Source organism: Paenibacillus sp. GYB003, assembly GCF_036577625.1.
Classification (GTDB): Bacteria; Bacillota; Bacilli; order Paenibacillales; family NBRC-103111; genus Paenibacillus_AB.
Genome location: NZ_JARBDC010000013.1, coordinates 90,801 through 103,821, shown reverse-complemented (window position 1 = coordinate 103,821; position 13,021 = coordinate 90,801). Strand labels below are relative to the sequence as shown.

14 protein-coding genes are annotated in these 13,021 nt (G+C 58.8%); 10 read left to right on the top strand and 4 right to left on the bottom strand.

Features of this window, described 5'->3' with window-relative positions; genetic code table 11:
* The first annotated feature begins 10 nt into the window (after positions 1-10).
* The 4 genes from PV407_RS08010 (at position 11) to PV407_RS07995 (ending at position 3,340) form a co-directional block, all read left to right on the top strand.
* The gene (locus PV407_RS08010; RefSeq protein ID WP_332089387.1) at positions 11-1,162 is read left to right on the top strand and encodes a cysteine desulfurase family protein; all 1,152 of its coding nucleotides are present in this window, start codon (positions 11-13) and stop codon (positions 1,160-1,162) included.
* Positions 1,163-1,384: 222 nt separating this feature from the next.
* A complete protein-coding gene (locus tag PV407_RS08005) occupies positions 1,385-1,906 on the top strand; it encodes a PRC-barrel domain-containing protein (RefSeq protein ID WP_332089386.1) in 522 nt (173 codons plus the stop codon).
* Positions 1,907-1,911: 5 nt separating this feature from the next.
* A complete protein-coding gene (locus PV407_RS08000; RefSeq protein ID WP_332089385.1) occupies positions 1,912-2,109 on the top strand; it encodes a hypothetical protein in 198 nt (65 codons plus the stop codon).
* Positions 2,110-2,269: 160 nt separating this feature from the next.
* On the top strand, positions 2,270-3,340 hold the full coding sequence (locus PV407_RS07995; protein WP_332089384.1) for an AI-2E family transporter: 1,071 nt from the start codon (positions 2,270-2,272) through the stop codon (positions 3,338-3,340).
* A 20-nt stretch (positions 3,341-3,360) separates the two neighbouring features.
* Here PV407_RS07995 and PV407_RS07990 read toward each other — a convergent pair whose 3' ends face one another.
* The 3 genes from PV407_RS07990 to PV407_RS07980 all read right to left on the bottom strand — a co-directional run bounded on the left by PV407_RS07990 (position 3,361) and on the right by PV407_RS07980 (position 5,589).
* Positions 3,361-4,257: a carbon-nitrogen hydrolase family protein gene (locus tag PV407_RS07990; RefSeq protein ID WP_332089383.1), complete on the bottom strand. Its 897-nt coding sequence runs from the start codon at positions 4,255-4,257 to the stop codon at positions 3,361-3,363.
* Positions 4,258-4,287: 30 nt separating this feature from the next.
* On the bottom strand, positions 4,288-4,902 hold the full coding sequence (locus PV407_RS07985; RefSeq protein ID WP_332089382.1) for a GNAT family N-acetyltransferase: 615 nt from the start codon (positions 4,900-4,902) through the stop codon (positions 4,288-4,290).
* Between the two features lie 66 nt (positions 4,903-4,968).
* Entirely contained in the window at positions 4,969-5,589 is a 621-nt protein-coding gene (locus tag PV407_RS07980) for a YdcF family protein (protein ID WP_332089381.1), read from the bottom strand.
* A 251-nt stretch (positions 5,590-5,840) separates the two neighbouring features.
* Between PV407_RS07980 and PV407_RS07975 the strand changes: the two genes are divergently transcribed.
* The 4 genes from PV407_RS07975 (at position 5,841) to PV407_RS07960 (ending at position 9,893) form a co-directional block, all read left to right on the top strand.
* Positions 5,841-6,395, top strand: a complete 555-nt coding sequence (locus tag PV407_RS07975; RefSeq protein WP_332089380.1) for an NfeD family protein — start codon at positions 5,841-5,843, stop codon at positions 6,393-6,395.
* Between the two features lie 14 nt (positions 6,396-6,409).
* The gene (locus tag PV407_RS07970; RefSeq protein WP_332089379.1) at positions 6,410-7,978 is read left to right on the top strand and encodes a flotillin family protein; all 1,569 of its coding nucleotides are present in this window, start codon (positions 6,410-6,412) and stop codon (positions 7,976-7,978) included.
* Between the two features lie 75 nt (positions 7,979-8,053).
* Positions 8,054-8,425: a hypothetical protein gene (locus tag PV407_RS07965; protein ID WP_332089378.1), complete on the top strand. Its 372-nt coding sequence runs from the start codon at positions 8,054-8,056 to the stop codon at positions 8,423-8,425.
* Positions 8,426-8,759: 334 nt separating this feature from the next.
* Complete coding sequence (locus PV407_RS07960; protein ID WP_332089376.1) at positions 8,760-9,893, top strand: cytochrome P450; 1,134 nt, start codon at positions 8,760-8,762, stop codon at positions 9,891-9,893.
* A gap of 4 nt (positions 9,894-9,897) precedes the next feature.
* Here the strand turns inward: PV407_RS07960 and PV407_RS07955 are convergent, their stop codons facing one another.
* Positions 9,898-10,785 (bottom strand): helix-turn-helix transcriptional regulator, encoded by an 888-nt coding sequence (locus PV407_RS07955; RefSeq protein WP_332089375.1) that lies wholly within the window; start codon positions 10,783-10,785, stop codon positions 9,898-9,900.
* Between the two features lie 137 nt (positions 10,786-10,922).
* Between PV407_RS07955 and PV407_RS07950 the strand changes: the two genes are divergently transcribed.
* Both PV407_RS07950 and PV407_RS07945 read left to right on the top strand, forming a co-directional pair.
* Positions 10,923-11,927 (top strand): Gfo/Idh/MocA family protein, encoded by a 1,005-nt coding sequence (locus tag PV407_RS07950; RefSeq protein ID WP_332089374.1) that lies wholly within the window; start codon positions 10,923-10,925, stop codon positions 11,925-11,927.
* On the top strand, positions 11,924-12,919 hold the full coding sequence (locus PV407_RS07945; protein ID WP_332089373.1) for a Gfo/Idh/MocA family protein: 996 nt from the start codon (positions 11,924-11,926) through the stop codon (positions 12,917-12,919). The genes PV407_RS07950 and PV407_RS07945 overlap by 4 nt, the downstream gene beginning before the upstream one ends.
* Positions 12,920-13,021 lie beyond the last annotated feature (102 nt).

Genomic DNA, 13,021 nt, shown 5'->3' with positions numbered 1-13,021 from the left:
GGTGCTTCCGATGACCGCGATTTATTTCGATCACGCGGCGACGACGCCGCTGCGGCCGGAAGTGCTGGAAGCGATGCTTCCTTATTTTACGGAACGTTTCGGCAATCCGTCCAGTCTGCACGCCTTCGGCAGAGAAACGCGCATCGCCCTGAGCGGCGCTCGCGACCGGCTGGCCTCGCTGCTCGACTGCACGCCCGGTGAGCTGCTGTTCACGGGCGGCGGTACGGAGAGCGACAATGCGGCTCTGTTCGGGGCGGCGGCGAAGTACGGAGGTTCCAAGAAACATCTCATCACGACGCAGATCGAGCATCATGCCGTGCTGCACGCATGCGAACGGCTCGAACGCGAAGGCTGCGACGTTACGTATTTGCCGGTGGACGAAACGGGCCTCGTCCGGATCGAGGACGTAGAGGCGGCGATACGCGACGACACGTTTCTGATCAGCGTCATGTACGGCAACAACGAGGTCGGCACGATTCAGCCGATCGAGCGGATCGGCGAACTGGCGAGAGAGAGAGGCATCGTCTTTCACGTCGACGCGGTTCAGGCGCTCGGCTTGGAGCCGCTGAGCCTGCGTTCGCTTCCCGTCGATTTGATGAGCTTTTCCGCCCACAAAATATACGGCCCGAAAGGCGTCGGAGCTTTGTACGTTTCGAAGCGAATCGCGATCGATCCCCTTCTCGTCGGCGGCAACCAGGAGCGTAAGCGCCGGGCGGGCACCGAAAACGTGCCGGGCATCGTCGGCTTCGCGAAAGCGGCCGAGCTGGCGATCGAAGCGATGGGCGATAACCGGCGTCACGTCCGGATGCTGCGCGATCTAATGATTCAAGCTTTGACCCGGGAAATCGGGACCGCCGCTTTTACGGTGAATGGTCATCCCTCCGACGTCTTGCCGCACATCTTAAACGTCAGCTTCCCCGGCATCGATACCGAGACTATGCTTATGAGCCTCGATTTGGAAGGAATCGCCGCCGCAAGCGGATCGGCGTGCACGTCCGGCTCCCTGGAATTGTCCCACGTGCTTCAGGCGATGCGTCTGCCCGAAGACCGGATGCGTTCCGCAGTCCGGTTCAGCTTCGGCTTTTCGCAGCCCGTCGAACAAATTCAAGCCGCAGCCGAAAAAATTGCAACCATTTCGCGGCGAATTCGTAATAGAACATAATAGGCATCCGGCTCCAAGTTAGCCGGCTGGGAGGTGGGCTTATCGTAAAAGCGACGAACTTGTTTCCTTAGAGAAGAAATAGCACCTACGATCGAAACGAACGAACGCACTATGCCAAGGATATCCGTCGCCGGAGCGCGAAACAGGAATAATATTCCGTCCGGCGAGCAATCATATAGATGAACGCTTACGATTACGAAGCAACCGTTTAGGAGGAAACCCTTGCGCAAGGCACAACACATCATCGGACTTCCCGTCATCGCCATCGAGACGGGCAAGCAGGCGGGAACGGCGAAAGACGTTGTGATCGGCCGCGATTGGAACGTACTGGGCGTACTGATCGACTCGAAGCATTGGTTTTCGTCCTCCCGTTACATCGCATGGGACGACATCGTCTCCATCGGCGCGGACGCCGTTACGATATCGGACGAGCAGGTCGTCCGGCCGTGGAACGACGATCATGCCGACTTCGTCTATTTGCTGGACGGCGGCTTCAAATTGAAGGGGCTGCCGGTCATTACCGCGAACGGCGATCAGCTCGGCTTCGTGGAAGACGTTTATTTCGGAACGCAAATGGATAAAAAGATACTAGGATACGAGTTGTCCGGAGGATTGATATCCGACCTTACGGAAGGCCGCAAATGGCTCCCGTCGCCGAACGAAGCGACGCTCGGAGAGGACGCCGTCGTCGTCCCGGTCCATTGCGCCTTGCAAGACGCACCATCATACGAAGAAATAGGGTGATTATCATGCTCAGATGTCCGAACTGCAATTCGAAGGATATCGGAAAAATCGGCTCCCACCAATTTTATTGCTGGAGCTGTTTCATCGAATTGACCGTGAACGGCGACAAAATGTCCGTTTACCAAGTGGAAGAAGACGGCACGCTCAGCTCGCTCGACGATCTGTTTTTCGAGGACGAAATGCCGGAAGTGCACGCGAACTGAAAATTGGAAAAAAGAGACCCGGCGCCGGCTATGGCGCCGGTCTTTTTGCGTTTCCGGAACCGACCGCGAGCGGGCGCATACGCCGCCCGAACCGTTTTTCGGTTGAATGAACCGGACCGGGTTGTACATATACTGTAAGGGGAAGGAGGGAGGCGGAGAAATGGACAAATTTTTGAAAAGCAAGCTGTTCGTTACGCTCGTATACGTGCTGCTCGGTCTCGCCGTCCTGTACATGCTGCTGCAGATCAAACCGATTATTGCCGCCGCCTACGGATTTTTGAAGGCGGTGCTCGCTCCGTTTCTGATCGCCCTCATCATCTCCTACGTCCTCAACCCGATCGTCCGCCTGCTGAACGAACGCAAAGTGCCGCGGACGGCGGCGGTGCTGCTCATATACGCGGTATTCGTCACTTCGTTCACCGTCATCGTCATGAACTTGACGCCGATATTCATCAAGCAGATCGGGGAATTGAACGAGCATATGCCGGAGCTGACGATGCGCGCGCAAAGCTTGTTCGACGGCTTGAACGACAACCGGCTTCCGCTCAGCGTGCGCAGCGGCATTAACGACGCCCTTCAAAAGGCGGAAGACGGACTGTCGAAATTCATCTCCAATTTCGTGGACGGCATCGGCAGCACGCTCAATATGCTGATGGTCGCGTTCATTATCCCGTTTCTCGCTTTCTATATTTTGAAAGATTACCAGCTGATCGAGAAAACGGTGCTCGCCACGGTACCCCGCGCCCATCGGCACAGCGCGATCAAGCTCGTCATCGACATCGACACCGCGCTCGGCAACTACATTCGCGGCCAGTTTATCGTCTGTCTGCTCGTCGGCCTGCTCGCCTATGTCGGCTATTGGCTGATCGGCATGCCGTACGCGCTGCTTCTGGCCAGCATCGTGGCGATTTTTAACATTATCCCTTATTTGGGGCCGTTTTTCGGAGCCGCGCCGGCGATCGTCATGGCTTCGACCGTATCGCTCAAAATGGTGCTGCTCGTCGTCTTCGTCAATTTTACCGTACAAATATTGGAAGGAAACGTCATTTCCCCGCAAGTCGTCGGCAGGACGCTGCACATGCATCCGCTGCTGATCATATTCGCGCTGCTCGTCGGAGGCGAGCTTGCCGGCATCATCGGCCTTATATTGGCGGTGCCGCTGTTCGCCGTGCTGAAAGTGATCGTTCAGCATATTTACATCTACTACGTACATCGCCGGCCGACAACGTAGGAACCGAGGTTCGCGCGAGTTTAACGTTTCGGGATGTCCGAATGCGACTGGGCCGCATACAGCTCCGGACGGCGGTCGTAAAAAGGAGCGACGCCGCCATGCTCGCGATTGTACGCCAGCATGTCCAAGTCCGCCGACGCGCAAACGATCGCATTCCGGTTTACCGGGCCGACCGCGACGATGCCGTTGTCGGGAAACGGCTTGTCGCACGGCGCGAATATGCCGGCCTGGCAGTAACCGGCGTCGACCTGCTCGACGTCCGGCATTTGCCCGACGAGGCCGCTGAGCGCGACGTACAGCTGGTTTTCGATCGCCCGCGCCTGGCTGCAGTGACGGACGCGCCAATAACCGGCCGCGGTATCGGTATACGAAGGGCACAGGATGATGTCCGCGCCCATGTCGGCGACGATGCGCGAGCTTTCCGGAAATTCGATGTCGTAGCAAATTTGGACGGCGATCCGGCCGACCTCCGTATCGTGCACTTTATAGCGGTCCCCGGCCAGCAGCGGCCAGGCTCGCCGCTCCTCGGGCGTCAAATGGATCTTTTTGTACCCTTCGATGCGCCCGTCGGGGAAAAACAGAAACGACTCGTTATAATAGCCCTCGGCTTCGGCCGGAACGTCTTCGCGGTGAATGTGCGTGCCGGCGAGCAGGATCATGCCCGTTTCGCGGCTCATTTTCGTAAAGCGCGACTTGTATTCGTCGGTAAAACGGTGCAAATATTCGCACGCCTCGGCATTGTTCATCGGAGATGCGAGCGAAAGCAGATGTCCGGTCAAATATTCGGGAAACACGATCAGTTTGGCCCCTTCGGATTGCGCCTTGGCGATATGGCGGCGGATCCGGTTCCAGAACTCGTTTTCGGAGCGCAAGGGTCCGATTCCGTATTGGACGGCGGCGATAGCATTCGTTTTCATGTCAGTTCTCTCCCTCCCGGAAATGAATCGTTAGTTGTCAGGCTCCCATTCGACCAATACCGCTTTGTTCAGCGACTCCTCGTCTTCCAAATAGCCGTCCAGCACCTGGATCGGCTTCATCCCTTGCTTCAGCATAAACGACAGCACCAAGTCTTTGAATTCGCCTTTGACGACGCCTTCCACGTACCGCTCGGCGCTCATCCGGTCCGCGTACCGGCAATACCCCGGAATTCGGCAGCCGGCCAAAAAACGCTTCAAGCCGGAGCGGACGACGAGCCGTTTGCGGGCTTCGTACAGCGCCGCGGCGACGCCCCGGGACCGGTACGCCGGCCGGACGCACAGATCGATGCCGTACAAGCTGTCTCCGTCCGGGTCGTGGGAGCCGCGGATGTATCCGTTATCCGCCGCTTCGGCCCACGTATGGGGCTTGCCCGTGAACGTGACGAGCAGCGAAGTCGCGGAGCCGACGATAACGCCGTCCGCTACGGCGACCATGGCGCCTTGCGGGTACACTTCGGCGTGCGCTTCGATTTGCTCCTTTTTCCACCAAAGCTCTTCGGGAAACGGAGGCGGGAACGCCTCGCGCTGCACGTTCAGCAACTCCTCGTAATCGTCGGCCGTGTAAGAACGGATTTGGATGGACATGGCGCATCGCTCCTTTGCGTTTCCGGTTTAAAACTGATTCGAAAGAAGGACCCGTATATAGGTCGGTTACCATAAAGCCCGAACGAAAAGCAGCGGATTCGAGGCGAACAAGTAAGCGATGCCCCCGCATTCCCGCAGCGTGTAATACGCGAGCCGCAGCGGCTTCAGCTGTACCGGCTCGACCGTGGCGTCGATCCCGAGCATGTTCGCCATCAGGCGGGCACGGAGGGCGTGATAGCCGTGCGTGACGAGGACGGCGCTCTTCATTCCGTATTGCTCCATCAAGGCGCGGCTGTTTTGCAAGTTTTCGTACGTGGATCGGGACTTGTCCTCCACGATGATGCGATCGGGCGGCACTCCGCCTTCGACGAGCGCTTTTTTGATCACGGCCGCTTCCGACGGCTCCCCCGGCAGGCCGATGCCGCCCGTGGCGATGATGCGGGGGGCGAGCTTCCGGTCCCACGCCCGGAGGGCGATGTCGATCCGCTCCCGGAGCGCCGGACTCGGCTTGCCGTTCCAGACGGCCGCTCCGAGGACGATGATGCCGTCGCTCGGCTTGCCGCTCGACGTTTTCCACGTGTGCATAATATACGAGCTCATCCCTCCGACATAGACGCATGCCGCGATGACGAGATAGGAAAAAATGCGAAAAAAAAGTCGGATCGGATGACGTTTTCGTTTGTTCATGTGCGAATCTCCGGAGGTGGCTGTAAGTATGTTTCATTATACATGGATTCGCCGCCGAGCTAAAGCGATTATCGGTTTATGTCGCGAAAGCGGTGCTCCTTGTCGGCTGCAAGTCGAACGGCGGAAAAGGCCGCCTGCAAATTTGTCGAAATTGTGAAACGTAACATCGATTCGTGCGTATTACATAATGAATAGCAAGGTTGAACAAATATTGGAAAAGAAATGGGCGAAGGAAGCGGGGTGATTCGGGCATGGAGCAGCTGTTTTGGGCTTGCTTGATCGGAGGCGTTCTGTTTGCCGTCGTCACGGTCATATTCGGCGATTTGCTCAGCAACGCGCTGGACGGCGTCCTCGATTTTTTGTCCGTCGATGCGCTGCGCAAGCTGCGGCCGATGGTCATCGTCAGCGGCATAACGGCTTTCGGGGGAGCGGGGCTGCTTCTGCTGCATTACACGCCGCTCGGCCCGCTGCCGGCCGCCGTCGTCGCGCTGCTCGGCGCGATCGCGATCGGGGCGCTCGTGTACGTCGTTTACGTCAGGCCGATGGAAAACAGCGAAAATTCCACGGGCTTTTCGATCCGCGAGCTGACCGGCCGCATCGGCGAAGTAACCGTTCCGGTTCCGCCGAGAGGCTACGGCGAAGTGATGGTCAAAATCGGGCACGGGCACACGAACCAGATCGCCGCGAGCTTCGACGGCGAGACGCTGGCGGCGGGCGAACGCGTCGTCGTCGTGGACGTACGCGACGACACGCTGTTCGTCAGCCGTCTGGACGACGAAGCGTCGCCCGGACGGCCTAAAGACTAGGGAGGAGAGATCGGATGAATGTTTCGGAGGCACTCGTAATTCCGGGTATCGTTATCGGGGTCATCGTCGTACTGGGATTGGCGTTTTGGGCGAGGTACAAAACGGTCAGCCCGGACGAAGCGATGATCGTGACGGGATCGTTTTTGGGCAATAAAAATACGCTGGTCGACGATTCGGGAAGGCGGATCAAAATCGTCCGCGGCGGCGGCGCGTTCATTTTGCCGATATTCCAGAAGGCCGAATTTTTGTCGCTGCTGTCCCACAAGCTGGACGTATCGACGCCAGAAGTGTATACCGAGCAGGGCGTGCCGGTCATGACGGACGCCGTGGCGATCATCAAAATCGGAGGCTCCGTGGAAGACGTCGCGACGGCGGCGGAGCAGTTCATGGGCAAGCCGACGGAGGCGCTGAAGAGCGAGGCGCAGGAGGTGCTCGAAGGGCATCTGCGCTCGATTCTCGGCTCGATGACGGTCGAGGAAGTGTACCGCAATCGCGACAAGTTCGCGCAGGAAGTGCAGGGTGTCGCCGCGAAAGATTTGAAGAAGATGGGGCTGCAAATCGTCTCGTTCACGATCAAGGACGTGCGCGACAAGCACGGCTATCTCGATTCGCTCGGCAAGCCGCGTATCGCGGCCGTCAAGCGCGACGCCGATATCGCCGAAGCCGAGGCGCTCCGCGACTCGCGTATTCAGAAGGCGAAGGCGGAGGAGGAAGGGATGAAAGCCGAGCTGCTGCGCGATACGAACATCGCCGAGGCGGCTAAAGAGAAAGAGCTGAAGACGGCGGCGTTCAAGAAGGAGCAGGATATGGCCAAGGCGGAAGCCGATCAGGCGTATCATATTCAGGAAGCGCGCTCGAAGCAAAGCGTCGTCGAGGAGCAGATGAAGGTCGAGCTCGTTCGGCGGGAGCGCGAAATCGACCTCGAGGCGAAAGAAATTTTGCGCCGCGAGAAGCAGTACGACGCGGAAGTGAAGAAGAAGGCGGACGCCGAACGGTACGCGGTCGTCCAGGCGGCGGAAGCGGAGAAGGCGCGGCGGCTGCTCGAAGCCGAGGCGATGCAGTATAAAATCGAGGCCGAAGCGAAGGCGAACGCCGAGCAGAAGCGGCTCGAAGGTCTCGCGATCGCCGAAGCGGAGCGGGCGAAAGGGGCGGCCGACGCCGAAGTCATCCGGCTGCGCGGTCTCGCCGAGGCGGAAGCGAAGCAGAAGCTGGCGGAGGCGTTCGAGAAATTCGGCGAAGCGGCCATCCTCGACATTATCGTAAAAATGCTGCCGGAGCTTGCCGGCAAAGTGGCGGCGCCGATCGGCTCGATCGACAAGCTGACCGTCGTCGACACCGGCCATGGCGAAGGAGCGGCACGCGTGAGCAATTACGTGACGTCGCTTATGGCGACGGCGCCGGAAATGCTCAAAAGCGTATCGGGCATCGACGTCGACCGTCTCGTCAAAGGGTTGACCGCGAAGCTCGGCGGAATCGCTCCTTCCGCCGCACCGGGGCCAGTTTCGGCCGGCGTCGCGGCGAACAAGCCGGATGCGGCGCCTGCGCAGCTTGCCGAGCCGGGAACGGCGGCCGATAAAGGCTGACGCGACGGCTTTCGGCCGAATAGCCCCCTCCTTGTCAGGGAACCCTAATCCCAAACAAGGAGGGGGTTTGTTGTTATGTACCGTCAAATCGGAATCGGCTGCTTGGCCGCGGCGCTTGCCTGGTCGACGGCGGGCTGCGGCGGACAATCGAAGGCGGATGCGGAAAAAGCGAAGGCGCAGCAGCAACAGCAGCAGCAGCAAAATAAATCCGTTATCGACCAGGAGCTGAAGCGGCAGTACCAGATGTACCGGGAAATGAGGCAGTATCAGCTGCAGCAGCAAAACGAGGCGGAGCAGGAAGCGAAAAAGAAGGAGCAGGAAGCGAAGAAGAAGGAGCAGCAGGCCGCCAAAGAAACCCAAAAAGAAAACGAGAAAAAAAGCGGCGGTCAAAACAAAAAAGGCGAAGAGAAAAAGAACGGCGGCGAAGGCAAAGACGAGGGGCAATAGCCGCATCCGGTTCGGGTGCGGCTGCTCCTTTTGTCGTTTAACGGGATCATATCAGAGTCCGTAAAGACCGTTATCCTCGTTTCGTTGCGACTAAAGATCGATTAGCGAACCTCAAAGTCTCTTCATTTTTTCCAATATCATGTAAGCGTTATCCAAATCGCTGACATGCAGGCGACTATGCGGTCACCGCCGCCGGCACGCAGCTCGGCGGAAGCCTTTACAAAAATAGACATGGAATCCTATAATTGATTCACATGTACAAAGCGAGCCGCCGCGCGGCAATCGAACCGCGCCGGTCAAGCCGCCGGTCCGATAGGAAAGCGAGGAATCGACCATGAATGCGATCATCCCCGAGCATTTGATCCCGCTGCAAAAATTCCGCCATTTGAGAACGGTTTCACCGGTTCGTTTCGACAAGGACAGCAACCAATGGAGTGTCTATAAATACGAAGACGTCAAGACGGTATTCGCCGATTACGAACGGTTCTCTTCGAAAATGCGCGAGCCGACGCCCGAGGAGCCGATCGACGCGAGCATACTCCGGAAAGATCCGCCCGATCACCGGAAGCTTCGCGCGCTCGTATCGCAAGCGTTTACTCCGAAAGCCGTAGAAGCGCTGGCTCCGCTTGTCCGATCGGTTACGGACCGACTGCTGGACGAGGCGGAGGCGAAAGGCGAAATCGACGCGCTTCGCGATTTCGCGGGTCCGCTGCCGGTTCTCATCATCGCCGAAATGCTCGGAATTCCGAAGCCGCATATCGAAACGTTCAAACGGTGGTCCGACGAGCTCGTCTCCCCACATGCGGACTCTTATTTTCGCAGCCAAAAAGAGATGAGCGCTTATTTCGCCGATATCGCGGAAACCCGGCGCAAAGCGCCCCAAGACGATCTGATCAGCCGTCTTGTCGCGGCGTCGGTCGAAAACGAACGGTTGAGCGGGCTGGAGCTGATCGGGTTTTGCATATTGCTGCTGGTCGCCGGGAACGAGACGACGACCAACTTGATTTCGTCGGCGATTTTATGTCTGGACGGCTCCGAGGACGCCCGCGGGAAATTGATCGGCAATCCGGCGGCGGTCGCCGGCGCGGTCGAAGAAACGCTTCGCTATTGCTCGCCGGTGCAGCATATGATCCGCAGGGTCGTCCGGGATACGGAATTGCGCGGACAGCATCTGAGCGCGGGACAAATCGTCCAGCTGTGGATCGGCTCGGCGAATCACGACGAGGAAGCGTTCGACGGTCCGGAGACGTTCGACATCGACCGCGGCCCGAACCCTCATTTGGCTTTCGGCCACGGCATCCATTTTTGCCTCGGCTCGCAGCTGGCCCGACTGGAAGCGGACATCGCGATTCGCGCGCTGCTGGAGCGGTTCCCGAACTTCGCCCGCGACCGTTCGCACGAGCTGGAGCGGATGGACAGCACGATCGTGTTCGGCGTCAAACGGCTGCCGGTAAAGCTGCGCCCGTAACGGCTCAATGCGCCGCGGCGTCGATTTTGCTCAAATATTGCTTCGGCGTGCAGCCGTTGAACCGTTTGAACAGCTCGTAAAAATGAGCCATATTTTCAATGCCGACCGATCTGGCGATGTCGCCGACGTTTTGTCCGCTCGTCACGAGAAGCCGCTCCGCCTTGGCGATCCGCTTCCGGTTGACGTAGTCGGTAAACGAGGCGCCCATCGCTTTTTTGAAATATTTCGAGAAATAAAAATAGCTCATGCCCGCGATCTGACTCACCTGCTCCATCTCGATCTTCTCCGCCAAATGGCTGTCCACGTATTCCAATATCGGCTTCATCACGCCGGGATCGACGGAATCGTGCGCCTGCAGCAGCCCCCGGGTGTCTCCGCGGAGCAGCGTCAGCAGCAAATGCTTGATGTGCATGCTTGCGGCGATTTCGTAGCCGGCCTGCTTGCCCATAATTTCGTCGTGAATCCGCTCGATGATGCGGCCGACTTCGGCGCGGACGCCCGCATTTTCCCGAAACATGTAGTTCAGCTCCTCGAGCGGCTGGTGCACCTCCGAGAAATGGCGGTAATACCGCATCATCGCCGGATCGAAGTACGGCTCCAGGTCGACGTGGAGCACGATATAAACCAGCTTGTCGCCGCCGACGACGCGCGCGCGGTGCAGCTGCGACGAGCCGATGACGACGACGTCACCGGCGTGCAGCATGTACGCATGGCCCGGGGTGTGCACCTCGTGGGAGCCGTGGCGCACGAGAATGAATTCGACTTCCTTGTGATAATGCCAGCGGACGTTTTGGATCGGCCCGGACTGGACCGCTTTCTGCGCCTCGAACTGCCATACTTTGATGCACAGCACGGGGTTCTGGTAATGGATCGGTTCTTTGTAGATTTCCACGGCCTGTGACACCTGCGCTTTCGATCATGACAAAATTGGATACAAAACCGACAAATGACGGCATATACGCGGCAAGGGCAAAGGTTGTATCGTTGGCCTTGAGGATATTATACAACGAAACGAAGAGAGGGACAGCCATGAAAGTAGCCATCGTCGGTTGCGGCGGCCTCGGCAACGTACACGCGGGCAGCTATGCCAAAATTCCCGGCGTGACGATCGTCGGCGTGTGCGACATCGATCCGAACCATTTGCGGAAAATGGCCGAGCGCACGGGCGCGACGCCGTACGAGTCGTTCGACGACATGCTGGAGCAATCGGGCTGCGACGTCGTCAGCGTGACGCTGCCGAGCCATCTGCACAAGCCTTTTTCGATCAAAGCGGCCGAGGCGGGCAAGCATGTCATTTGCGAGAAGCCGATCGCCTTGAATTTGCAGGACGCCGCGGAAATGATCCGCGTCTGCGAGCAAAACGGCGTTCGCCTGTTTATCGGACACGTCGTTCGCTTCTTCCCCGAATACGTGCAAATGAAAAATAAAATCGCGCAAGGCGCGCTCGGACGCATCGGCGTCGCTCACTTGAAGCGGATCGGCGGCCATCCGGGCGATCGTCGTCCGTGGTTCAAGGACGAAGACAAAAGCGGCGGCGTCGTGCTCGACTTGATGGTGCACGATCTCGACTTCCTGCGCTGGTCGCTCGGCGAAGTCCGTTCGGTGTACGGCCTGCGCAAGCTGGAAGGCAACGTGGACTATGCATCGGCCACGCTGATTTTCGAAAGCGGCGCGGTCGCCAACGTCGAGGCGCACTGGGGGTACCCGGGGCCGTTTACGACGGCGGCGGAAATCGCCGGCAGCGGCGGACTCATTCGCAGCGACAGCTCGAAATCGGTTTCGCTGCAGGTGCGCAAAGCGGCGGCCGACAAAGCGGCCGGTCCTTTCGTCGAAGTGCCGCAAAGCCCGGGCTATCATAGTCCGTTCGAGCTGGAAATCAAACATTTCATCGACTGCATCCGGGAAAACCGGCAGCCGATCGTGACGGCCCAGGACGCTTACAAGGCGCTCGAAATCGGCCTCGCGGTCGTCGAATCGTCGCGCACCGGCCAAGCCGTTTTGTTCGATAACAGCGTACGGGAGGGATCGCGATGAACAAGCTGAAAGTCGGCATGATCAGCTTCGCCCACGGCCATGCCCATTCTTATTTGCATGCGCTGCTGTCGCTTCCGCAGGTCGAGGTCGTCGGCATCGCCGACGAGGTGAAGAGCCGCGTCGAGAAAGTCATCGAGAAAAACGGTCTCGCCTATTACGAAGACTACCGCGATTTGCTCGCGCGCCCGGACGTCGACGCCGTCGTCATTTGTTCCGAGAATGCGTTCCACGCCCAGCATACGATCGATTCGGCGAAGGCGAAAAAGCACGTCATTTGCGAAAAGCCGCTCGGCATTTCCGTCGCCGAGATGGAGCGGATGATCGCGGTCTGCGAAGAAAACGGGGTTCAGCTGTTCACCGCGTTCCCGTGCCGCTATTTGGCGGCCGTCGTCAGCGCGAAAGCGGCGGTCGACCGCGGCGATATCGGCGACATTTTGGCGATCAAAGGAACGAACCGCGGCACGATGCCGGGCAACTGGTTCGTCGAGCCGGAGCTGTCCGGCGGCGGCGCGCTGCTCGATCATACGGTACACGTCATGGACTTGATGAACTGGTTCACCGGCTCGAAGGTGACGGAAGTGTACGCGTATGCGGCGACGCTGTTCCACGAGGACCTGAAAGTCGACGACGCCGGCATGATTCACGTGAAGTTCGAGAACGGCACCGTCGGCGTGCTCGACACGAGCTGGTCGCGGCCGAAGGCGTTCCCGACGTGGGGCGACGTCACGATGGAAATCGTCGGCACGAAAGGGACGATCTCGGTCGACAGCTTCGCCCAGAAGACGGAATTGTTCAGCAACGAAGCCGGCAAAGGCCAATATTTGTCGTGGGCCGACTCGATGGACCATTACATGGTCGAATCGTTCGTGAACGCGCTGCTCGAAGGCAAGCCGGCCCCGGTTTCGGGCGTCGACGGCCTCCGCTCGGCGGAAGTCGCTTTGGCCGGCTACGAGTCGGTGAAGACGGGGCAGCCCGTCAAGCTGCAAAGGTAAATCGGGGATAAAAAAAGGAGCGCACCGGCGAAAGAAGGTGCGCTCCTTTTTTTGCAGTTTCACGGATTTCCTCGGCCGTCGTTTTTTTGGACAACATGGCGC

Bases quoted from the DNA above. Each gene is read 5' to 3' on its own strand.
- PV407_RS08010 (WP_332089387.1), top strand. From the start codon at position 11: ATGACCGCGATTTATTTCGATCACGCGGCGACGACGCCGCTGCGGCCG.
- PV407_RS08000 (WP_332089385.1), top strand. From the start codon at position 1,912: ATGCTCAGATGTCCGAACTGCAATTCGAAGGATATCGGAAAAATCGGC.
- PV407_RS07995 (WP_332089384.1), top strand. From the start codon at position 2,270: ATGGACAAATTTTTGAAAAGCAAGCTGTTCGTTACGCTCGTATACGTG.
- PV407_RS07990 (WP_332089383.1), bottom strand. From the start codon at position 4,257: ATGAAAACGAATGCTATCGCCGCCGTCCAATACGGAATCGGACCCTTG.
- PV407_RS07985 (WP_332089382.1), bottom strand. From the start codon at position 4,902: ATGTCCATCCAAATCCGTTCTTACACGGCCGACGATTACGAGGAGTTG.
- PV407_RS07980 (WP_332089381.1), bottom strand. From the start codon at position 5,589: ATGAACAAACGAAAACGTCATCCGATCCGACTTTTTTTTCGCATTTTT.
- PV407_RS07975 (WP_332089380.1), top strand. From the start codon at position 5,841: ATGGAGCAGCTGTTTTGGGCTTGCTTGATCGGAGGCGTTCTGTTTGCC.
- PV407_RS07970 (WP_332089379.1), top strand. From the start codon at position 6,410: ATGAATGTTTCGGAGGCACTCGTAATTCCGGGTATCGTTATCGGGGTC.
- PV407_RS07965 (WP_332089378.1), top strand. From the start codon at position 8,054: ATGTACCGTCAAATCGGAATCGGCTGCTTGGCCGCGGCGCTTGCCTGG.
- PV407_RS07960 (WP_332089376.1), top strand. From the start codon at position 8,760: ATGAATGCGATCATCCCCGAGCATTTGATCCCGCTGCAAAAATTCCGC.
- PV407_RS07950 (WP_332089374.1), top strand. From the start codon at position 10,923: ATGAAAGTAGCCATCGTCGGTTGCGGCGGCCTCGGCAACGTACACGCG.
- PV407_RS07945 (WP_332089373.1), top strand. From the start codon at position 11,924: ATGAACAAGCTGAAAGTCGGCATGATCAGCTTCGCCCACGGCCATGCC.